Source organism: Pseudomonas grandcourensis, assembly GCF_039909015.1.
Lineage (GTDB): Bacteria > Pseudomonadota > Gammaproteobacteria > Pseudomonadales > Pseudomonadaceae > Aquipseudomonas > Aquipseudomonas grandcourensis.
Map to the genome: position 1 here is coordinate 6,194,205 of NZ_CP150919.1, position 22,022 is coordinate 6,216,226.

Here is a 22,022-nt window from a genome sequence, read left to right on the forward strand (position 1 = left end):
TGCTCGCGAAGACGTCAGTAAGATCACAACAAATCTGAAGATGTCAGTTGCTCACCACGCCATTCGAACGCCACTGGCGCCAACACCTGATCGATCTGCGCCTCAGCCCACAAGGTCGCAAAGCTCTTGCTCGCGCCCGGGTGCACGAGATCCGGCGCTATCAACGACAACGGCCACAGAACGAACGCATTTTTCAGAATTTCTGCCCGCGGCAAGATCAAGCCATCGAAGTTGCCCACCAGGTCACCGAACAACAACACGTCGATATCCAGCGGCAAACCTCGGCGATCCGGTGCGTAACGACCGTTATCCGCCTCGATGAATTTCAATCGACGATCAAGCTCCATCAGCGGCAGATCGGTATACGCCGACACCACGAAATTGAAGAACGGCCCGCTCTTGATGCCCACCGGCTGGCTTTCGAACACCGCCGAACAGCGGATATCGACCAGGAACGCCGCCAAAGCATCGAGCCCCGCCCGCAAATGGGTTTCACGCTCGATATTGCTACCGAGCCCGAGGTACACCTGAGTCAGCGACATCCGCGCTCGATCTCCACGCCCACACCGCCGGTGGCAGCCGGGATGGCGCCGGGCTTGGTCAGCTTCAGGCGCATCCAGGTGATCTTGAATTCGCTCATCAGCACTTCAACCAGGCGCTCGGCAAAGGTTTCCACCAGCTGGAATTGCGCCTGCTCGGCAAACGCCTGGATGCGCGAGGAAACACTGGCGTAGTCGAGCGCCAGGGTCAGGTCGTCACCGGCTGCGGCCGGGCGATTATCCCAGGCGAAGCTCAGATCAAGACGCAAGCACTGTCGGATGCCTCGTTCCCAGTCGTAGGCACCAATCACCGTGTCGACTTCCAGGCCCTCGATAAACACTCTGTCCAAGCACTTCTCTCCGCTACACGACAAGGGCGCAATGCGCCGTTAGAATCAGGGCTTCCTCGCCCGGAATAGTTAGCATGTTTTGGTTATTGGCGATCCTCGCCTACCTGCTCGGCTCTCTGTCCTTTGCCATTTTGCTCAGCCGCCTGACCGGTAACCCCGATCCGCGAATGAGTGGCTCGGGCAATGCCGGTGCCACCAACATGTTGCGCCTGGCCGGCAAGAAACTCGCCATCCTGACCCTGCTCGGCGACCTTTGCAAAGGCCTGCTGCCGGTACTGATTGCGCGTCTTGCGGGCCTTTCGCAGCAGGAACAGGCCTGGATTGGCGTCTATGCCGTCATCGGCCATCTGTTTCCATTGTACTTTCGCTTTCGCGGCGGCAAGGGTGTCGCCACCGCTGCCGGCATGTTGCTGGGGCTATACCCGCCCGCAGCCCTTCTGGCGGTCTGCGCCTGGCTCTTGACGTTCTACCTGACCCGCACCAGCTCCCTGGCCGCCCTCATCGCCACACCGCTGACCCTGCCGTTGCTGGCCTGGCAGGAACCGGCCGCCCTGCTGCCCATGAGCGCGCTCACCGGGCTGATCGTCTGGCGTCATCGCGGCAATCTACGCGACCTGTTTGCCGGGCGCGAACGGCATTTCTAGCAGCCGGACATGAGCACCGCTCATCACAGCGCCGACAACTGCTCCATCGGCCAACGCGCCTGCACGCTGATCGCCAGGCTTTCCTGCTGACCGGCCTGCAAGCGCTGACAACCGGCGAACGCGATCATTGCGCCATTATCGGTGCAGAACTCAGGGCGCGCATAAAACACATCGCCCTTCATGTCGCCGAGCATTTTTTCCAGGGAAGTGCGCAACGCCTTGTTGGCACTGACGCCCCCTGCAATCACCAGGCGCCTCATGCCAGCAGCCTTCAGGGCACGCTTGCACTTGATGGTCAAAGTCTCCACCACGGCCTGCTGGAACGCCAGCGAGATGTCGCAACGGGCTTGCTCGCTGTCGTCCCCGGCGCTGACGCACTGTTGCCAGGTGTTCAGCGCAAAGGTTTTCAGGCCACTGAAGCTGAAATCCAGGCCCGGACGGTCGCACATCGGACGCGGGAAGACGAAACGTCCTGCAACGCCCTGCTCTGCAAGGCGAGCAATCTCCGGTCCGCCCGGATAATTGAGCCCCATCATCTTGGCCGTCTTGTCGAAGGCTTCGCCGGCAGCGTCATCCAGGGTCTCGCCCAGGAGCGTGTACTGACCAATTCCGTCGACCTGAACCAGTTGCGTATGACCACCCGACACCAACAAAGCGACGAACGGAAATTCCGGCGGTTGCAACTCCAGCATCGGCGCCAGCAAGTGGCCTTCCATGTGATGCACGCCGAGGGCCGGAATGCCCCAGGCAAACGCCAGCGCCTGAGCGCAGGAAGCCCCGACCAGCAAGGCACCGACCAGGCCAGGACCCGCGGTGTAGGCGATCGCATCGATCTCGGTCGGCACACAGTCGGCCTCGGCCAACACCTGACGAATCAAGGGCAGCATGCGTTTGACGTGATCGCGCGAAGCCAGCTCCGGCACCACGCCACCATAGGCGCGATGCAGGTCGATCTGACTGAACAACGCGTCGGCCAGCAAGCCGCGTTCACTGTCATATAATGCGACACCGGTTTCGTCGCAGGAGGTTTCTAATCCCAGTACTAGCATGGGTTTGCGCCTTGTTTAGGCTGAATTCGAAGGCGCGCATAATAGTCGTCGCGTGATGCCCCGACCAGCGGTTTTCGATCAGAGGCTTTGCATTCCGAGCGTTGAGGGGTTAACATCCGCAACCCTTAAAAACCGACGTCTTCAAGTGCTCTTTTGCCGCGAGGATGTTGACCCCGGTAATGAATGAAGGTAGCTCTGGATGCCAGCCGTCAAAGTAAAAGAGAACGAACCCTTCGACGTAGCTCTGCGTCGTTTCAAGCGCTCCTGCGAAAAAGCCGGTGTACTGGCTGAAGTTCGTAGCCGCGAATTTTACGAGAAGCCAACTTCTGAGCGTAAGCGCAAAGCAGCAGCCGCTGTTAAGCGTCACGCCAAGAAAGTTCAGCGCGAACAGCGCCGCGCCGTTCGTCTGTACTAATACACAGACGATCGTAGCAAGCTTCTGCCAAGCCCGGCCCTCAGCCGGGCTTATGGCATTTGCGTAAAACGCTTGATGCTTCACTGTCGAAGCCGCAGACGCGACCGAGACAAATCTGCTTCACCGCGTCAGACCTGGCTCTTTTGCCAGCGGTGCACGTCTTTTCTGACGAGCCTTTCAAGGCTACTGACGAGCACACCCACTGATTCCTCTCACGACGATCAGCCCAAGGCACCTGCTTGCGTGCCAGATGATGAGCTATCCGAGGCCTATGATTGGCCGCAGCGGATTCAGCGCAACACATTCAAACAGTCGAATACTGAATTGGCATTAACGTCAGTGGATTTTCGGCAGATACACTTCCCGACAACGATTACGCAGACGACACTGGTCGAGCCGCACACTTTGCGCGCCTCAAACAATGACCGCCGTCCGGTCGCCGTACGTTACGGGATCCTTTCAGCGCAGATGACGAGAACGCCATGGCCGGGCTAATTCCCCAGAGCTTCATTGACGACCTTCTGAACCGCACCGACATCGTCGATGTGGTCAGCTCGCGCCTGCAATTGAAAAAGGCCGGCAAGAACCACACCGCCTGCTGCCCTTTCCACAAGGAAAAGACTCCGTCGTTCAGCGTCAGCCCCGACAAGCAGTTCTATTACTGCTTCGGCTGCGGCGCTGGCGGCAACGCCCTTGGCTTCATCATGGACCACGACAACCTGGATTTCGTCCAGGCGGTCGAAGAACTGGCCAAAGCCGCCGGCATGGAAATCCCCCGGGAAGAAAGCGGCCGCCCGCACAAACCGCGACAGCCGACCGATTCGCCGCTGTATCCGCTACTGAGTGCCGCTGCCGACTTTTATCGCCAGGCCCTCAAAAGCCATCCATCGCGCAAGGCCGCCGTGGAATACCTGAAAGGTCGCGGGCTGACCGGCGAAATCGCCCGGGACTTCGGCCTGGGCTTTGCTCCGCCTGGCTGGGACAACCTGTTCAAGCACTTGAGCAGCGATACCCTGCAACAAAAAGCCATGATCGATGCCGGCCTGCTGATCGAAAACGCCGAAAGCGGTAAACGCTACGACCGCTTCCGCGACCGCGTGATGTTTCCGATCCGCGACAGTCGCGGGCGCGTCATCGCCTTCGGCGGCCGGGTATTGGGCGACGACAAGCCAAAGTACCTGAACTCCCCGGAAACCCCGGTTTTCCATAAGGGCCAGGAACTCTACGGCCTGTACGAAGCGCGCAAGACCAACCGCAACCTCGACGAGATCATCGTCGTCGAGGGTTACATGGACGTCATTGCACTGGCCCAGCAAGGCCTGCGCAATGCCGTTGCGACCCTGGGCACCGCCACCAGCGAGGAACACCTCAAGCGGCTGTTTCGCGTCGTGCCCAACGTGCTGTTCTGCTTCGACGGCGACCAGGCCGGCCGCAATGCGGCATGGCGGGCGCTGGAGGCGACACTTTCGAGCTTGCAGGACGGTCGTCGCGCACGTTTTCTGTTCCTGCCCGAAGGCGAAGACCCGGACACCCTGGTCCGCTCCGAAGGCACCGACGCCTTCCGCGCACGTATCAATCAGCACGCGCAGCCACTGGCCGATTACTTCTTCCAGCAACTGACGGAAGAAGCCGACCCGCGCTCGCTTGAGGGCAAGGCCCACATGGCCACCCTCGCTGCACCGTTGATCGACAAAGTCCCGGGCGCCAACCTGCGCATATTGATGCGTCAACGCCTGAGCGAAATCACCGGCCTGAGCGGTGAAGCGGTAAGCCAGCTGGCACAAAGCGCCCCGCAAGAAGCGCCGCCGGCCTACGACCCGGGTATCGATTACGACGCGATGCCCGATTACAGCGACTATCATCAGCCGCAGGCACAGGAAATGTATGCGCCGCAGCAGGAATGGACGCCGAAGAAACCCGGTGCAGGAGGCAAGAAATGGGACAAGAAACCGTGGGACAAGAATGGCAAACGGGGCGGTGACCGTGATCAACCCCGCGCGCCACGGGTGCCCGCCGCCGTAGAACCGCCGACCCTCGCCGCCTTGCGCACGTTGCTGCATCACCCGCAACTGGCCGAAAAAGTCGAGGATGCCGGGCACTTCGCCGCCGAGGATCACACCAACACGCAATTGCTGGTGGCGCTGCTCGAAGCTGTGCAGAAGAATCCCAAGCTAAACTCAATTCAACTGATTGCGCGTTGGCACGGCACAGAACAAGGCCGTTTGCTCAAGGCCCTGGCGGAAAAGGAATGGCTGATTGATGGAGATAACCTTGAACAACAGTTTTTCGACACCATTACTAGCTTGTCAGCCCGCCAACGCGAGCGAAATCTGGAACAACTTCTGCGAAAAGCGCGTCAAAGCGAATTGACCAGCGAAGAGAAAAATCAACTGCGCGACCTATTGAGTCGCAATGTTTCCGCATCAAACCCGACCTCAACTGGCGCGTGAGGTCATAGCTCAGGTATAATCCTCGGCTTGTTTTTTGCCCGCCAAGACCTTCAGTGGATAGGGTGTTATGTCCGGAAAAGCGCAACAGCAGTCTCGTATCAAAGAGTTGATCACACTTGGTCGTGAGCAGGGCTACCTGACTTACGCGGAGGTCAACGACCACCTGCCGGAGGATATTTCAGATCCGGAACAGGTGGAAGACATCATCCGCATGATCAATGACATGGGGATCAACGTATTCGAGGTTGCGCCAGATAAGGATTCCCTTATGCTGGCCGACGCCGATACCGACGAAGCCGCAGCCGAAGAGGCCGCTGCAGCGTTGGCTGCGGTCGAGACCGACATTGGTCGCACTACCGACCCGGTGCGCATGTACATGCGCGAAATGGGTACGGTGGAGCTCCTCACGCGTGAAGGCGAAATCGAAATCGCCAAGCGTATTGAAGAGGGCATCCGTGAGGTGATGGGCGCAATCGCGCACTTCCCTGGCACGGTTGATCATATTCTCTCCGAGTACACTCGCGTCACCACCGAAGGTGGTCGCCTGTCCGACGTCCTGAGCGGTTATATCGACCCGGACGACGGCATCGCGCCGCCTGCGGCAGAAGTGCCGCCGCCGGTTGACGCGAAAGCCGCCAAGGCGGATGACGACACCGAGGACGATGACGCCGAAGCCTCCGATGACGAGGAAGAAGCCGAAAGCGGTCCGGATCCGATCATCGCTGCACAGCGCTTCGGCGCTGTGGCCGATCAGATGGAAATCACCCGCAAGGCGCTGAAAAAGCACGGTCGCAACAACAAGGCAACGATTGCCGAGCTGTTGGCCCTGGCCGAGCTGTTCATGCCGATCAAACTGGTGCCGAAGCAATTCGAAGGCCTGGTCGAGCGCGTTCGCAGTGCCCTGGATCGCCTGCGTCAGCAAGAGCGCGCCATCATGCAGCTCTGCGTTCGTGATGCACGCATGCCGCGTGCCGACTTCCTGCGCCAGTTCCCGGGCAACGAAGTCGACGAAAGCTGGAGTGACGCCCTGGCCAAAGGCAAAGGCAAATACGCTGAAGCCATTGGTCGTCTGCAGCCGGACATCATCCGTTGCCAGCAGAAGCTGACCGCGCTGGAAACCGAAACCGGTTTGACCATCGCTGAAATCAAGGACATCAACCGTCGCATGTCGATCGGTGAGGCCAAGGCCCGCCGCGCGAAGAAAGAGATGGTTGAAGCCAACTTGCGTCTGGTGATCTCGATCGCCAAGAAGTACACCAACCGTGGCCTGCAATTCCTCGATCTGATCCAGGAAGGCAACATTGGCTTGATGAAAGCGGTAGACAAGTTCGAATACCGTCGCGGCTACAAGTTCTCGACCTATGCCACCTGGTGGATCCGTCAGGCGATCACTCGCTCGATCGCCGACCAGGCCCGCACCATCCGTATTCCGGTGCACATGATCGAGACGATCAACAAGCTCAACCGCATTTCCCGCCAGATGCTGCAGGAAATGGGTCGCGAACCGACCCCGGAAGAGCTGGGCGAACGCATGGAAATGCCTGAGGACAAGATCCGCAAGGTATTGAAGATCGCTAAAGAGCCGATCTCCATGGAAACCCCGATCGGTGATGACGAAGACTCCCATCTGGGTGACTTCATCGAAGACTCGACCATGCAGTCGCCAATCGATGTTGCAACCGTTGAGAGCCTTAAAGAAGCGACTCGCGAAGTACTGTCCGGCCTCACGGCCCGTGAAGCCAAGGTACTGCGCATGCGCTTCGGTATCGACATGAATACCGACCACACCCTCGAAGAGGTTGGTAAGCAGTTCGACGTGACCCGTGAGCGGATTCGTCAGATCGAAGCCAAGGCGTTGCGCAAGCTGCGCCACCCGACGAGAAGCGAGCATCTGCGCTCCTTCCTCGACGAGTAATACCAGAACCCCCGGCCCAGGCCGGGGGTTTTGTTTTATGGCAGATTAATATCTCCGCACCTCCCCCTCCGTCCCGTAGCCCGTCTACACTCGAAACAATCCCCAGAGCCATAACGAGACCGTTATGCCCAGACTGCCGACCGTGCTTTTTTTGCTGTCGCTGATGACCTGGACCGCAACGGCTGGCGCGCTGACTCTAACCGACGAAGAACGTAGCTGGCTGGCGGCTCACCCGGAATTGCGCCTGGGTGTCGATGCGTCGTGGCCGCCCTTCGAGTTTCGTGACGATGGGGGCCGCTACCAGGGCCTTGCCGCGGACTACATCGAGGTCATCCGCAAAAGGCTGGCAACCCGGCTCACGCCCATCGAACCGGTGAGCTGGACCGCCGTCCTGGACCAGGCCAAAAAGGGCAAGCTGGACCTGCTGCCGGGCATCATGTCGACCCCGGAACGCCAGAAATACCTGTCGTTCACCCGTCCCTATCTGGACTTTCCGATTGTCATCCTGGCCCATGTCGGGGGTCCACAGCCACATAACCTGAAAGACCTGTACGGCCTGAAAATCGCCGTGGTGGAAAACTACGCCCCCCACGAACTGCTGCGCAGCCACCATCCCGACTTGAATCTGGTGGCGATGCCCAACGTAAGCTCGGCGCTGCAGGCGCTGGCCATCGACGAAGTGGACGCCGTGGTTGGCGATCTGGCTTCCAGCGTCTGGAGCCTGCGCCAACTCAAGCTCGATGGGTTGTATGTCAGCGGTGAAACGCCATATCGCTATCAACTGGCCATGGGTGTACCGCGCGACAACAAGATGCTGGTCGGCATTCTAGACAAAGTCCTGGCGGACATGAGCCCCGCTGAAATCAGCGCCATTCAGGAGCATTGGGTCGGCAATGTCCTTGATCATCGAACGCTCTGGAATGACCTGCTGGTGTATGGCCTGCCCGGATTGCTGCTGCTGACTGTCGTGCTGGCGGTGGTAATCCGCATCAATCGCCGCTTGAGCTCGGAAATCGCCCGCCGGGTAGACCTTGAACAGGAACTGCGCAGCAGTGAATACCACTACCGCGGCCTGGTGGAGAGCCTGTCGGCCATCGCCTGGGAAGCAAAAGTCACCGACTTCACCTACAGCTATGTGTCGCCCCACGCTGAAGACCTTCTCGGCTATCCCCTGTCCCATTGGCTGATTCCGGGCTTCTGGCGCAACATCATTCACCCCGCCGACCTGACCCGCGCCCAAACCTTCTGCGACCACGAAGTGCTGGCCGGGCGCGACCACCGCCTCGACTACCGGGTGATCACCGCCGACGGCCGCTGCCTGTGGGTGCGCGATATCGTCAGCCTGATCGAACACGGGCATGAACCGGTGATGCGTGGGCTGATGATCGACATCACCGACGCCAAGCGCACCGAAGAAGCACTGCGCCTGTCGGAACAGAAATTCGCTTCCGTATTCCAGCAATGCCCGGACATTCTGGTGATCGCGCGCCTGAGCGACGGTTGTCTGCTGGAGGTCAACGAAGCGTTCGAAGATCAGATCGGCCTCAAGGCCGAGGACGTCATTGGCCAGACCGCCACCAACCTGAACATCTGGGGGATTCCCGGTGTCGGGCCGGGCCTGCTGCAACGCTTGCAGGCCGGCAGCATCCGCAACCTGGAAATGCCCTTTCGTCGCAGCAACGGCCAGGTGTTTACCGGCCTGATCTCCGCCGAACCGTTCGACCTCGACATGACACCGGCCCTGGTGGTCGTGGTGCGGGACATCACCCAGCTCAAGGAAACCCAGCAACAGCTGCAAACGTCCGAAGAAAAATTCGCCAAGGCCTTCCACGCCTCCCCCGACGGCTTGCTGCTGTCGCGGCAAAGCGATGGCTTGCTGCTGGAGGTCAACGACGGTTTCAGCCGCATCACCGGGTTCAACAGCGCCATGTCGGTGGATCGTTCGGCACTGGACCTGGGGATCTGGGTCAACCTCAATGAACGCAAGCAAATGCTCGACCTGCTGCACCGGGACGGTTTTGTCCGCGACTTCAGCTGCCATATCCGCCGCAGCGACGGGCAGATCCGCCTCTGCGAAGTGTCCAGCCGTCCGCTGCCGATTGGCGATGAAAACTGCATGCTGACCATCGCCAGGGACATCACCGAGCGGCACCTGATGCAGGAAAAACTGCAACAGGCTGCCACCGTGTTCGAAAGCACCGCCGAAGGTGTATTGATCACCGACACCCAACAGCACATCAGCGCGGTCAACCGTGCGTTCACCGAAATCACCGGTTACAGCGAAAGCGAAGCCTTGGGCCACACGCCGCGCCTGCTCGCCTCGGGCCTGCATGACAGCGCGTTCTACGCCGCCATGTGGCATCAATTGACCGCCGAAGGCCACTGGCAAGGCGAGATTTCCAACCGACGCAAGAATGGCGAGCTGTACCCCAGCTGGCTGACCATCAGTGCCGTGCGCAACCGGGAGAAGTTCATCACCCACTTTGTCGCGGTGTTCGCCGACATTTCCAGCCTCAAGCATGCCCAGGCCAAACTCGACTACCAGGCGCACCACGACCCGCTGACCGGCCTGCCGAACCGCACGCTGTTCGAAAGCCGCCTGCTGACGGCGCTCAACAACCAACAGGAAAACGGCGGCCAGGGCGCCGTGCTGTTCCTCGACCTCGACCGCTTCAAGCACATCAACGACAGCCTCGGCCACCCGGTCGGCGACCTGCTGCTCAAGGGCATTGCCGTACGTCTCAAGGAGCAGTTGCGTGACATCGACACCGTGGCACGCCTGGGAGGTGACGAGTTCATTATCCTGCTGCCGGGCCTGCAACAATCCAGCGATGCCGACCACATCGCCACCAAATTGCTCAATTGTTTCGCCGCGCCGTTCCAGGCCGGCGAACACGAGTTTTTCATCAGCGCCAGCATCGGCACCAGCCTCTATCCGAAGGATGGCTGCGACGTCGCCACACTGATCAAGAACGCCGACGCCGCGATGTACCGCTCCAAGGCCAAGGGCCGCAACCGTGTCGAAAGCTACACCCGCGACCTCACCGCCCAGGCCAGCGAACGCGTGGCGCTGGAACACGAACTGCGCCGCGCCATCGAACGCAACGAGTTGCGCCTGTGCTACCAACCGAAAATCAGCCTCGAAGACTACAGCCTGGTCGGCGCCGAAGCCCTGATCCGCTGGCACCACCCGACCTTTGGCGACGTGCCGCGGGAACACTTCATCCCGCTGGCCGAAGAAAACGGCATGATCCTGCAAATCGGCGACTGGGTCCTGGAAACCGCCTGCCGACAGATGGCCGAATGGCACCGGCTGTACGAAAGTCCCGGCCCGCTGTCGGTCAACCTGGCCGGCGCCCAACTGCGCCAACCCAATCTGCTGGGCCGCATCGAACAGTTGCTCAAGGACAACGGCCTCAACCCCGGCTTCCTGCAACTGGAAATCACCGAAAACTTCATCATGAGCCAGGCCGAGGAAGCGCTGGCAGTGCTGCATCAACTCAAACAACTGGGCGTACAACTGGCCATTGACGACTTCGGCACCGGCTACTCGTCCTTGAGTTACCTCAAGCGCCTGCCGCTGGACATCCTCAAGATCGACCAGTCCTTCGTCCGCGGCCTGCCGGATGATCCCCACGACGCAGCGATCGTCCGCGCCATCATCGCCCTCGGACGCAGCATGCAATTCACCGTGATTGCCGAAGGGGTCGAGACCCAGGCGCAACAACAATTCCTCGCCGCCGAGGGCTGTGAACAAATCCAGGGCTACATCGTCAGCCTGCCTCTGCCCCCCGACGAATTTGCCGCGACGTTTCTTCGTACAGCAGTAAAGGCTTTTTCGGATAGCACAGTCGCAAAACCGTCGCTATAATCCGCGACCTACTGAGGGCCTATAGCTCAGTTGGTTAGAGCAGAGGACTCATAATCCTTTGGTCCACGGTTCAAGTCCGTGTGGGCCCACCAAACAAGAAAGCCGCGCAATGCGCGGCTTTCGCCAGATCTGATGATTGACGCGGGCAGCAACTTTCTTTAGATTTGCCCCATCGAAGCGACTGACCGGATGAGATTGAGCGCTTCCCAGCGGCGAAAGCCGTAACCGCGCAAGGCGGTTCGCAAGTGGTGTCCGGATCTGTTTTACCGAATCGAAGAAGACGCCTATGGCGTCTTTTTTCGTTTCTGCCTCTAGCGTTTGGTCGAATTCGGTTGTCGCAAGTAAACCTTGCCGCACAGCAACATAAAGCCGATCTTCCCCAGCAACCTCGGCGGTTGCCTGGTTTGGTGATATGCACTTTCCACCACCAAGTTTAGATCCTGCGGTTTTTCCTCGGCGGCCCGGCGCAATTCAAAGAACACGTGATAAGGCCCGGCCGGATCCTGAATCGTCATAGAGAAAGCCCAATTGCGCCGCGTCGCAGTCTCACGGACCTTGGACTGGGGATGGTTTAACTGATGTATCACTGCCGGCAGCGCCAATGACAGTCGATAACGGATTGAACAGAAAGTGCGCGGTCGTCCGGCACTATCAAGAATGATTGGCTCTGCCAGTGGATGCGTTGCCGCGTCGTAACCCTGGCTGAAACAGTGATTCGAAAAAGTGACATGCACCCGCAAGTCGCGCTTGGCCAACTGACTCGAAATCATGAAGTTGAATGGTTCAAGGTGAGCAAAATCGTAGGTCTGATCGCCAATGGTCAGTGCTGGAAAATAGGCGGTCACTTCGGTCTCCACTCCGCTAACTTCGAACCAAGGTCCGACGTCACGAAAAAGAACCAATGATCGACAAGAGACCGCTGCCGTGTATGTCAGGCGTTTCCGAAAATGATGTTGCTCAATCGTCCTGAAGTAGATCTGTTATCAGGGAGAGGCAGCCAAACATGAAAGCCGCGCAATGCGCGGCTTTTTCGTGTCTGACGTTTTGTTTTGTTTACTTAAGGTCTCGCTTTATCGGATGACGCCTGCAGACCTTGTAGGCAAACTCCGAATCTCGCGTTTGGGCACTTTGATGCCTTGTTGCGCTTTTCTCCGACGGGATAGTCTCCGGACGTCGCTGACCATTCAGCGATCGGGCTTGGAAACCCGTCGAGCGAATCGCAACAACGTGCCCAACATGACCGCAGACGTTTTACGACTGCAATCCTGTGTCATGGCGGCTGTGCGTGGGACGTCTTCGGACGTGCCGGTTTCCTAGGCTCCCGGTTTTCCAACCTGCGCACAGCTGCCACCCATTCGCTTGGAAACGAACGTGGCAGCTCCTTAAGCTTAGGAGACTGAACATGTCCAAAACTAATGCGCCCTCACCCTCAGAACTAAAAACCGTCGGTTTCACCCCTTTCCTGTATCTCTCTGATCAACCTCTGTTCCACGTCTGCCGCGACGTCCCCATCGCCGATGCCCTGGCTCAAGCCTCCGACCTGCTATTCCTCGCCAAGTCCCTCACCGTGGACGCCGCCTACGCCCAAGACTCCGACCGCCACGCTTGGGCCGCACACTACCTGACGACGATGAGCAAAGCGGTGATTGATGATGTGGTGAAGGTGCTGACGCGAAGGCCCGTTCAGGCGGCGACGAACGCCAAAGACTAGAGGCGGCTCAAGTCTCGAAAACATGCCTCGATTTTTCGGGGCTTCCAATGTTTATAGACGCAATAGCCTGCACCGCCCGCAACCGTTCCAGCATCGGCCCGGCGAACACCACCTCATACGTATCCGCCGCCCGCCCCCATTGCTCCACAAGAGCCATGCCGTCCACCAGCGCCAAAGCCAATTTGGCAATCGTCCCGGCTTGATCTTCGATTATTTCTTGAGTCCGAATCCAAACCCGATCAGTCATCGATTTAAGCTCCGCCGCTATCCGCTCACCCGACGCTGGATCGGTATCGGGATAGGCAATATTGCGCAGCAGATGCTGAAGCTCCCTGATTTTTGCGTAATCCTGTTCCGCGCCCTGCTCGCCTTTGAGGATGGCGGTGGCCTTGGGCTTATCGACGCGTTTGGCGGCTGAAGGTTTTGAAGGCAGTGTCTGCGCCATTGCGCCAGCCAGGAGCACCATCATCCGGGCTTCCAGATGCTCCTTCATGGCTTCCATCGACGAAATTGGGCGCACCAAGGTAATGGAGGCGCCTCCTTGGTGCCGCAGATCCTTGGTCACTGTCAGGGTCACGCCGCCCGTTTCAAATCCCAGGGCGCGGGCCACCACGTAGTGCCCCATTTCATGATGGGCGATCTGCAAGGCACGGTCCCGTACAGCAGCAGGTAGCTTCGTTGTCATGTCCTTCGCCTCGCACCCTCGACTGTCTCAATCCTAGCCGATTTCCACTCCCACTCTTTCACCCAACAAAAAGCCGCGCAATGGCGCGGCTTTTCTGGCTCAAGCTTCAGCCCTTATTTGGGCAAAGCGTAAGCAATCACATAATCCCCTCGATCCGTCGACTGACGCGCACCGCCCACCGTCAACAGGATGTACTGCCTGCCGGTTTTCGGTGAAACGTAAGTCATCGGCCCGGACTGGCTGCCCACCGGCAAACGCGATTTCCAGATTTCGTTGCCGTTGCCGGTGTCGAAGGCGCGCAGGTAGAAGTCCTGGGTGCCGGCGAAGAACAGCAGGCCCGACTGGGTGGCGAGCGATGCGCCGAGGGTCGGCATGCCGATCGGGATCGGCAGGTGCATGCGGATGCCCAGCGGGCCGGTGTCCTGCACGGTGCCGACCGGGACTTGCCACATCAGTTTGTGGGTCTTGAGGTCGATGGCCGACATGGTGCCGAACGGTGGTTTCTGGCACGGAATGCCGGCCGCCGAGAGGAAGCGTTCGCGCATGGCGCCGAACGGCGTGCCTTCCTGCGGTACCACGCCCATTTCGATGCCGCTGGCCCCGGCTTTGATCTTGTCGCGCGGGATCATGTAGTTGGCCAGGCCCAGGCGCATGTCGTTGACGAACATGTAGTGGGTGTTCGGATCAACCGAGACGCTGCCCCAGTTCATGCCGCCCAGCGAACCCGGGAATTGCAGGGCGCGGTCCATGCCCGGCGGGGTGTAGACGCCTTCGTGGCGCATGCCTTTGAACTGGATGCGGCACATCAACTGGTCAAACGGCGTGGCGCCCCACATGTCGGACTCGGTCAGGGTCTTGTTGCCGATTGACGGCATGTCCACCGAGAACGGCTGGGTTGGCGAGTAGCGTTCGCCGGGAACCTTGCCTTGCGGCACTGGGCGCTCTTCGACGCGGGCAATCGGCACGCCGGTTTCGCGGTTGAGCAGGAAGATCTCACCCTGCTTGGTGACTTGCGCCAAGGCTGGCTGGGTGCCGCCCTTGTCGTCCGGCACGTCGTATAGCAGCGGTTGTGCCGGCAGGTCGAAGTCCCACAGGTCGTGGTGGGTGGTCTGGAAGTGCCAGCGTACCTGGCCGGTCTTCACATCGATGGCGACGATGGACGAGCTCCACTTGTCGTCAAACTCGGTGCGTTGACCACCGAAGAAGTCTGGCGTCGCGTTGCCGGTCGGCAGGTAGACCAGGCCAAGTTTGGCGTCGTAGGACATGGCCGACCAGACGTTCGGCGTGCCACGAGTGTAAGTTTCACCGGCCCGCGGACGTTTGGTGGTGTTCGGGTTGCCCGGATCCCACGCCCATACCAGCTCACCGCTGCGCACGTCGTAGGCACGCACCACGCCCGGCGGTTCGCCGGTGGAGTAGTTGTCGGCCACGCGGCCGCCGACGATCACCACGCCCCCGGCGACCAATGGGGTCGAGGTTTGCTGGTAGTAACCGGGCTTCACTTCGCCCATGTCGGTGGTCAGGTCAACGGTGCCCTTGTTGCCGAATTCTTCGCAGGGCTTGCCGGTGTCGGCATTGATGGCGATCAGGCGCGCATCGCCGGTCGGCAGAAACAGACGTTTCGTACAGGCGGCTGGCTGATTTTCCGCAGACGCCGGGGTTTCGGAATAGCCCAGGCCACGGCAACGCTGCCAGTTGGGCGCGGTGCCTTGCGGGTCGAACTTCCAGCGCTGGGCGCCGGTGTCTGCATCCAGGGCGAAGACTTTGCCGTAGGCGGTGCAGGTGTAGACCGTGTCACCGATCTGCAGCGGGGTGTTCTGGTCTTCGGCGCCGGCACCGGTGCTTTGCGGGATGTCGCCGGTGCGGAAGGTCCAGGCAACCTGCAACTTGTCGATGTTGCCCTTCGTGATCTGGTCCAGCGCAGCAAAACGGTTGCCGGCGGTGGTGTTGCCCCAATGGGCCCAGTCTTTCTGCTCGGTGCCCGGAGTGACCGGCGTTACTGCAGGTACAGTGGTGTTTTTGACCACGTGGGTCGACACGAACATGTAGGCCATCGTCGCAACGACGCCCACGCCCAGAATGCCAGCCAGACCGTAGGCGCCACGCCCGCTGGTCGCGCCCGAAGCGCGGACCAGGGTCGGATAGATCAACGCCACCACCAGACCGATCACGGCGAAGGTCAGTACCCGCGAGACCAGCGGCCAGTATTCGAAGCCCGCATCCCAAACGGCCCAGATCGCAGTGAGGAGCAACGCCACACCATACAGCCAGGCGCCAAGCGGCTTGCGCCGGGCAATCATCAGCCCGGACGCCAGCATCACCAGCCCCATCAGCAGGAAATACCAACTGCCACCCAGCGCGATCAGATAGCCACCGCCACCGGCCAGGCCGAGCCCGATCAGTGCAATCAGCACACCCAGCCCCGCCAGCAACCATTTGCTGCCGGCGGCAGCCCCAGAATTGTTCATGTCAGACATTTTCCCCATTTGTGACAAGGGCGGAATAATGTACTACCTAGTTACTTATGGCAATTTGTCGCAGGAAAAAATGTCATGAACGGTATTGAGGCTAGATCAAATCTCCGTCGCGAGCGTCCTGCAGGAACTGCCTGTAACATGCTTGCGCACTGATCCATGCCGCTGGAGAAAACCCTTTGCCTGACACTCGCACGCCTGTTCTCGATGAAATCGACCGCCAATTGATTGCCGCCCTGCAGATCAACGCCCGCGAGAGCGTGGCCATGCTCGCCCGGCAACTGGGCATCGCCCGTACCACTGTCACTTCGCGCCTGGCGCGGCTGGAAAAGGCCAAGGTGATCACCGGTTACGGCGTGCGCCTCGGGCAGCGGGTGGTGGATGGCGGGTTGCAGGCGTATGTGGGGATAACCGTGCAACCGCGTTCCGGCAAGGAGGTGTTGCGACGCCTGAGCGCGATGGCGCAGGTACAGCAGTTGTGTGCGGTGAGTGGCGAATTTGATTATGTGGCGTGGTTGCGCACCGATTCGCCGGAGCAGCTGGATCAATTGCTGGATCAGATTGGCAGCGTGGATGGAGTGGAGAAGACCACCACGTCGATCATCTTGAGTAGCAAGATTGATCGGGGGCAGCCGGTTTGAGTTTCTGCCTTTAGCTCTTCGGTGCATGGGCTGGCCTCTTCGCGAGCAGGCTCGCTCCCACAGTGGTCAGTGTGCAAATTAAGATCGTCATATTGACCAATAAAATGGCAAAATGACGACACTTTGCGTCTTATTAACGTGCTCCGTGCTCTCTAGAATGGCTGGCATCTTTTCCTATACTCAGATGCGCATTCCGCGTCGGGTCGCCAGCAAGGTCAGCCATGAACAAGAACAATCGCCATCCTGCAGACGGTAAGAAACCAGTCACCATTTTCGGCCCGGACTTTCCTTTCGCCTTCGACGACTGGATCGAACACCCGGCTGGCCTGGGCAGCATTCCCGAGCACAATCACGGTGCCGAAGTGGCGATTGTCGGCGGCGGGATCGCCGGCCTGGTGGCGGCGTATGAGCTGATGAAGCTGGGCCTGAAACCGGTCGTCTACGAAGCTTCGAAAATGGGCGGCCGTCTGCGCTCCCAGGCGTTCAACGGCGCCGAAGGCATCGTTGCCGAACTGGGCGGGATGCGCTTCCCGGTGTCGTCCACCGCGTTCTATCACTACGTCGACAAACTGGGTCTGGAAACCAAACCTTTCCCTAACCCGCTGACACCCGCGTCGGGCAGCACGGTGATCGACCTCGAAGGTCAGACCCATTACGCACAGAAGCTGTCGGACCTTCCTGCACTGTTCCAGGAAGTGGCTGACGCCTGGGCCGATGCCCTGGAAGCCGGCTCGCAGTTCTCCGATATCCAGCAAGCCATCCGTGATCGTGATGTGCCACGTCTGAAAGAGCTGTGGAACACTCTGGTTCCGCTGTGGGACGACCGCACCTTCTACGACTTCGTCGCCACCTCCAAGGCCTTCGCCAAGCTCTCGTTCCATCACCGTGAAGTGTTCGGCCAGGTCGGTTTCGGTACCGGCGGCTGGGACTCGGACTTCCCCAACTCGATGCTGGAAATCTTCCGCGTGGTGATGACCAACTGCGACGATCACCAGCACCTGGTGGTCGGCGGCGTGGAGCAGGTGCCACAAGGCATCTGGCGCCATGTGCCGGAGCGTTGCGCGCATTGGCCAGCGGGCACCAGCCTCAGCTCGCTGCACAACGGCGCACCGCGCACCGGCGTGAAGAAAATTGCCCACGCACCGGATGGCCGTTTCGCCGTCACCGACAACTGGGGCGACACCCGCGAATACGCGGCCGTGCTGACCACCTGCCAGAGCTGGCTGCTGACCACCCAGATCGAATGCGACGAAAGCCTGTTCTCGCAAAAGATGTGGATGGCTCTGGACCGCACCCGTTACATGCAGTCGTCGAAGACGTTCGTGATGGTCGACCGCCCGTTCTGGAAGGACAAGGATCCGGAAACCGGCCGCGACCTGATGAGCATGACCCTCACCGACCGCCTGACCCGTGGCACCTACCTGTTCGACAACGGCGACGACAAGCCGGGGGTGATCTGCCTGTCGTACTCGTGGATGAGCGACGCGCTGAAAATGCTGCCGCAGCCGGTGGAAAAACGCGTGAAACTGGCGCTGGACGCCCTGAAGAAGATCTACCCGAAAGTCGACATCGCCGCGCGGATCATCGGCGACCCGATCACCGTTTCGTGGGAAGCCGACCCACATTTCCTCGGCGCGTTCAAAGGCGCCTTGCCCGGCCACTACCGCTACAACCAGCGCATGTACGCGCACTTCATGCAGGACGACATGCCAGCGGAACAGCGCGGTATCTTCATCGCTGGCGACGACGTTTCGTGGACGCCGGCCTGGGTCGAGGGTGCGGTACAGACCTCGCTCAACGCGGTGTGGGGCATCATGAAACACTTCGGCGGTGCAACTCACGCCGAGAATCCGGGTCCAGGAGATGTATTCAACGAGATCGGACCGATCGCCCTGCCCGAGTAAGAGGAATCCGAAATGCGCGTAGCCCTTTACCAATGTCCGCCGCTGCCCCTGGATGTCGCCGGCAACCTGCAACGCTTGCAGCAGCTTGCGCTGGAGGCAAAAGGTGCCGATCTGCTGGTGCTGCCGGAGATGTTCCTGACCGGCTACAACATCGGTGTCGATGCCGTCAGCGTGCTGGCGGAAGTGCATAACGGTGAGTCGGCGCAGCAGATTGCGCGCATTGCCAAGGCTGCCGGGATCGCCATTTTGTATGGCTATCCCGAGCGCACCGAGGACGGGCAGATCTACAACGCCGTGCAGTTGATCGACTCTAACGGCGAACGCATCTGCAACTACCGCAAGACCCATCTGTTCGGCGATCTGGATCACTCGATGTTCAGCGCAGGTTCCGACGAGTTTCCCATCGTCGAGCTCAACGGCTGGAAGCTCGGTTTCCTGATCTGCTACGACCTGGAATTTCCGGAAAACGCCCGACGCCTGGCCCTGGCCGGTGCCGAGCTGATTCTGGTGCCGACCGCGAACATGATTCCGTTCGATTTCGTCGCCGATGTCACCGTGCGCTCCCGCGCCTTCGAAAACCAATGCTATGTGGCTTACGCCAACTACTGCGGCCATGAAGGCGACATCCACTATTGCGGTCAAAGCAGCATTGCCGCGCCGGATGGCAGCCGTATCGCTCAGGCGGGACTGGATGAATCGCTGATTGTCGGTGAGCTGGATCGTCAGTTGATGGTCGACTCCCGCGCCGCCAATCGCTACCTGATCGATCGTCGTCCCGAGCTTTACGGCGAGCTGAACAAGTCCTAATCCGCTAGCATTGGCACTTCACTGTTCTGGAAGTGCCCATGCCCGCGCTGAATCACCCTCGCCCCCCTACTGAAACCCTGGCCAACGGCCTGCGGGTGACGCTGCGTCATGCCCCGAATTTGAAGCGTTGCGCAGCAGCGTTGCGGGTCGCCGCGGGCAGCCATGATGTGCCGCTGGCGTGGCCCGGCCTAGCGCATTTTCTTGAGCATCTGCTGTTTCTAGGGACTGAGCGTTTTCCTGCCGGGCAAGGGTTGATGGCCTACGTCCAGAGTCATGGCGGCCAGGTAAACGCGCGGACCGGCGAACGCACCACGGACTACTTTTTCGAACTGCCGCCCCAGGCGTTTGCCGGTGGGTTGGAGCGTCTGTCGGACATGCTCGCTCATCTACGTATGAATCCGGACGACCAGCAGCGGGAACGGGAAGTTTTGCAGGCGGAGTTTGTCGCCTGGTCGCAGGATGCCGAGGCGCAGCAGCAGTTTGCGCTGTTCAGTGGCCTGGCCGAGGCTCATCCGCTACGGGGTTTTCATGCCGGCAATCGCGACAGTCTGCCGCTACAACAACCCGAGTTTCAGCAGGCACTGCAGGATTTTTATCAGCGTTTTTACCAGACCGGGCAAATGACCTTGAGCCTGGCCGGGCCGCAGAGCCTCGATGAGTTGAAGGCGATGGCAGAAGCCTTTGGCAGCGTCATGACCAAAGGCGAAACAGTCACGCAACAAGCGCCGATACCGCTAATGGATGCCTCGGCCAAAAGTTATCAACAGGCTGACGAACGGCGCCTGGATCTGCTGCTTGCCCTTGAAGCGCTGCCCGATTTCTCTGCCGATGCGCTGGCGTTCCTGTGCCACTGGCTGAACCTGGCAAAACCCGGCGGCTTGCTGGCGGACCTGCGCGAGCACGGGCTGGCTGATCACCTGAAAGCCCAGCCGCTGTACCTGTTCGCCGGGCAAGCCTTGCTGCATATCGAATTCACCCTGCCCGCCGCAGACTCGGCACCAGGCATCCGCGAACGCCTGATGGACTGGCTAGGCTTCTTTGCCGAGCAAGACTGGGACCGATTGCGTGAAGAGTACGCAACGCTGCTCCTGCGCCAGCAGCAAGTCAGCAGCGCCTTGCAACTGGCCCGACTGGACAGCGAACAACGCGAAGTCGGGTTATCCGGGCCGGGCGTTACAGCCCTCAAGCTAATCCTCCAACAAGTCGGCGCTGTGGATAACTTCAGCGGGCCATGGCAATTGCCGGCACCCAACCCGTTCTTGCACTCCGAAGCAGCGGCAGCCAACGCCGGATTGATTCGCGGCCAGACCAGCGCCCACCGCGGCCTGCGCACTTTTGCCCAGGATCGCTCGCGCAGCCGTCGTGAACGTTCGCCGATGCAATTCAGCCAGGCATGGCCGGACAACGGTGCTGAAGGTGCGATTTATCTGCGCTGGCGTCTGGACTCGGCTCCCGACAGCCACCTTCAATCACGACTGGAAAACCACCTGCAACCGCTACGCGAAGACGCGCGCCAGGCCGGTGTGGATTTTTCCTTCAGTGCGTCGGGCAACGAATGGCTGCTCAAACTGAACGGGCTACAAGAGCCGATGCCCAGCGTCCTGGAGCATGTGCTGAAAGAACTGACAAAACCCGATGCCGCTGTCTCACAAGCCGAATCGACCAGCGTCGCGTTGATACCGATTCGACAACTACTCAAGGCATTGCCCGATCACTGCCTCGGGCTCACCGCGAACTCGGACGACGCGCAGCCACTCTGGTCGAGTGCGCGATGGGATGGACTGGCCATCGGGTTATCGGCTCAGACTCAAGCGGCCATGGGCCTGGCCTTGAGCCGCATACCCGGCACGCCGGACAATCAACTGACGCCGCCCTCTTCGATCCTTGCACAGCATCTGTGGAGCACTGTCGATACCGCCTCCAGTGAGCACGCGTTGCTGCTGTTCTGTCCGACAGCCACCCAGGAAATGGCCGACGAAGCCGCGTGGCGTTTGCTCGCGCATGTCTGTCAGACGCCGTTCTACCAACGCCTGCGGGTGGAATTGCAACTCGGCTATGCGGTGTTCAGCGCCCTGCGCCAGATTCACGGGCAAACCGGGCTGCTGTTCGGCGTGCAATCGCCAAGCGTTGCGCCGGTGGAGTTGCTGCAACACATCGAGCAGTTCCTGAGTCGATTGCCGGAACTGATCCACGCACTCGACGACACCTCCTTCAAGGCTCAACGCCAGGCCCTGGCGGATCAGTTTTGCAGCGCTGCGCTCACCACGGGTCAAGCAGCCGAATTGCTCTGGCAGGGCAAACTGGCCGGCCGCTCGTCGGATTATCTGACGCAATTGCCCGAGGCCATTGTGCGCACTGACCGGACCACTCTACTGGCTGCAGCCCGACGCCTGAATCAGGCCGAAGGCGGCTGGCTGTGCCTTGCCAACGGCGCTGCACCAGGCGCGCCATGGCAAGTGGCAAAATGATCATTACCGGGGCTGCAAGGAGCTTTCTCAAAGTTTCACGGGCAATTTCTTTGAAATTTTGAGTAACATAGCAGCCTAACTATCTGGAACATCTCTGAC

At 60.1% G+C, this 22,022-nt stretch carries 16 protein-coding genes and 1 tRNA gene; 11 read left to right on the top strand and 6 right to left on the bottom strand.

Annotated features, from left to right (window positions below; translation table 11 throughout):
• Positions 1-23 precede the first annotated feature (23 nt).
• Together folK and folB are read right to left on the bottom strand one after the other, a co-directional pair.
• The gene (folK, locus tag AABM52_RS27920; protein WP_347909441.1) at positions 24-542 is read right to left on the bottom strand and encodes a 2-amino-4-hydroxy-6-hydroxymethyldihydropteridine diphosphokinase; all 519 of its coding nucleotides are present in this window, start codon (positions 540-542) and stop codon (positions 24-26) included.
• The gene (folB, locus tag AABM52_RS27925) at positions 533-889 is read right to left on the bottom strand and encodes a dihydroneopterin aldolase (protein ID WP_008017405.1); all 357 of its coding nucleotides are present in this window, start codon (positions 887-889) and stop codon (positions 533-535) included. The genes folK and folB overlap by 10 nt, the downstream gene beginning before the upstream one ends.
• 74 nt (positions 890-963) lie before the next feature.
• On the opposite strand from folB, the gene plsY reads away from it, so the two are divergent.
• On the top strand, positions 964-1,533 hold the full coding sequence (gene plsY / locus AABM52_RS27930; RefSeq protein WP_008051600.1) for a glycerol-3-phosphate 1-O-acyltransferase PlsY: 570 nt from the start codon (positions 964-966) through the stop codon (positions 1,531-1,533).
• A 23-nt stretch (positions 1,534-1,556) separates the two neighbouring features.
• Here plsY and tsaD read toward each other — a convergent pair whose 3' ends face one another.
• The gene (gene tsaD / locus AABM52_RS27935; protein ID WP_347909442.1) at positions 1,557-2,582 is read right to left on the bottom strand and encodes a tRNA (adenosine(37)-N6)-threonylcarbamoyltransferase complex transferase subunit TsaD; all 1,026 of its coding nucleotides are present in this window, start codon (positions 2,580-2,582) and stop codon (positions 1,557-1,559) included.
• 199 nt (positions 2,583-2,781) lie between these two features.
• On the opposite strand from tsaD, the gene rpsU reads away from it, so the two are divergent.
• The 5 genes from rpsU (at position 2,782) to AABM52_RS27960 (ending at position 11,325) form a co-directional block, all read left to right on the top strand.
• Entirely contained in the window at positions 2,782-2,997 is a 216-nt protein-coding gene (gene rpsU / locus AABM52_RS27940) for a 30S ribosomal protein S21 (protein WP_002551877.1), read from the top strand.
• Between the two features lie 482 nt (positions 2,998-3,479).
• The gene (dnaG, locus tag AABM52_RS27945; protein ID WP_347909443.1) at positions 3,480-5,447 is read left to right on the top strand and encodes a DNA primase; all 1,968 of its coding nucleotides are present in this window, start codon (positions 3,480-3,482) and stop codon (positions 5,445-5,447) included.
• Positions 5,448-5,514: 67 nt separating this feature from the next.
• Complete coding sequence (gene rpoD, locus AABM52_RS27950) at positions 5,515-7,362, top strand: RNA polymerase sigma factor RpoD (protein ID WP_347909444.1); 1,848 nt, start codon at positions 5,515-5,517, stop codon at positions 7,360-7,362.
• A 124-nt stretch (positions 7,363-7,486) separates the two neighbouring features.
• Positions 7,487-11,233 carry an EAL domain-containing protein gene (locus tag AABM52_RS27955; RefSeq protein ID WP_347909445.1) on the top strand — a complete coding sequence of 1,249 codons (3,747 nt, stop codon included), beginning with the start codon at positions 7,487-7,489 and terminating at the stop codon, positions 11,231-11,233.
• 15 nt (positions 11,234-11,248) lie between these two features.
• Positions 11,249-11,325: transfer RNA gene (locus tag AABM52_RS27960), tRNA-Ile, on the top strand.
• Between the two features lie 219 nt (positions 11,326-11,544).
• On the opposite strand, the gene AABM52_RS27965 is transcribed toward AABM52_RS27960, so the two are convergent.
• Complete coding sequence (locus AABM52_RS27965; protein ID WP_347909446.1) at positions 11,545-12,078, bottom strand: hypothetical protein; 534 nt, start codon at positions 12,076-12,078, stop codon at positions 11,545-11,547.
• Positions 12,079-12,635: 557 nt separating this feature from the next.
• Between AABM52_RS27965 and AABM52_RS27970 the strand changes: the two genes are divergently transcribed.
• Positions 12,636-12,944 carry a DUF3077 domain-containing protein gene (locus tag AABM52_RS27970; protein WP_347909447.1) on the top strand — a complete coding sequence of 103 codons (309 nt, stop codon included), beginning with the start codon at positions 12,636-12,638 and terminating at the stop codon, positions 12,942-12,944.
• Between the two features lie 7 nt (positions 12,945-12,951).
• Here the strand turns inward: AABM52_RS27970 and AABM52_RS27975 are convergent, their stop codons facing one another.
• Together AABM52_RS27975 and AABM52_RS27980 are read right to left on the bottom strand one after the other, a co-directional pair.
• Positions 12,952-13,629, bottom strand: a complete 678-nt coding sequence (locus AABM52_RS27975; protein WP_347909448.1) for a peptidase M41 — start codon at positions 13,627-13,629, stop codon at positions 12,952-12,954.
• Positions 13,630-13,742: 113 nt separating this feature from the next.
• Complete coding sequence (locus tag AABM52_RS27980) at positions 13,743-16,097, bottom strand: glucose/quinate/shikimate family membrane-bound PQQ-dependent dehydrogenase (protein ID WP_347909450.1); 2,355 nt, start codon at positions 16,095-16,097, stop codon at positions 13,743-13,745.
• 185 nt (positions 16,098-16,282) lie between these two features.
• Here AABM52_RS27980 and AABM52_RS27985 point away from each other — a divergent pair, with 185 nt between their 5' ends.
• The 4 genes from AABM52_RS27985 to pqqF all read left to right on the top strand — a co-directional run bounded on the left by AABM52_RS27985 (position 16,283) and on the right by pqqF (position 21,923).
• Positions 16,283-16,744: an Lrp/AsnC family transcriptional regulator gene (locus AABM52_RS27985; protein WP_046039454.1), complete on the top strand. Its 462-nt coding sequence runs from the start codon at positions 16,283-16,285 to the stop codon at positions 16,742-16,744.
• A 221-nt stretch (positions 16,745-16,965) separates the two neighbouring features.
• Positions 16,966-18,648: an FAD-dependent oxidoreductase gene (locus tag AABM52_RS27990; RefSeq protein WP_347909452.1), complete on the top strand. Its 1,683-nt coding sequence runs from the start codon at positions 16,966-16,968 to the stop codon at positions 18,646-18,648.
• Between the two features lie 12 nt (positions 18,649-18,660).
• Positions 18,661-19,455 (top strand): carbon-nitrogen hydrolase family protein, encoded by a 795-nt coding sequence (locus AABM52_RS27995; RefSeq protein ID WP_347909453.1) that lies wholly within the window; start codon positions 18,661-18,663, stop codon positions 19,453-19,455.
• A gap of 38 nt (positions 19,456-19,493) precedes the next feature.
• A complete protein-coding gene (gene pqqF / locus AABM52_RS28000) occupies positions 19,494-21,923 on the top strand; it encodes a pyrroloquinoline quinone biosynthesis protein PqqF (protein WP_347909454.1) in 2,430 nt (809 codons plus the stop codon).
• Positions 21,924-22,022: the final 99 nt, after the last annotated feature.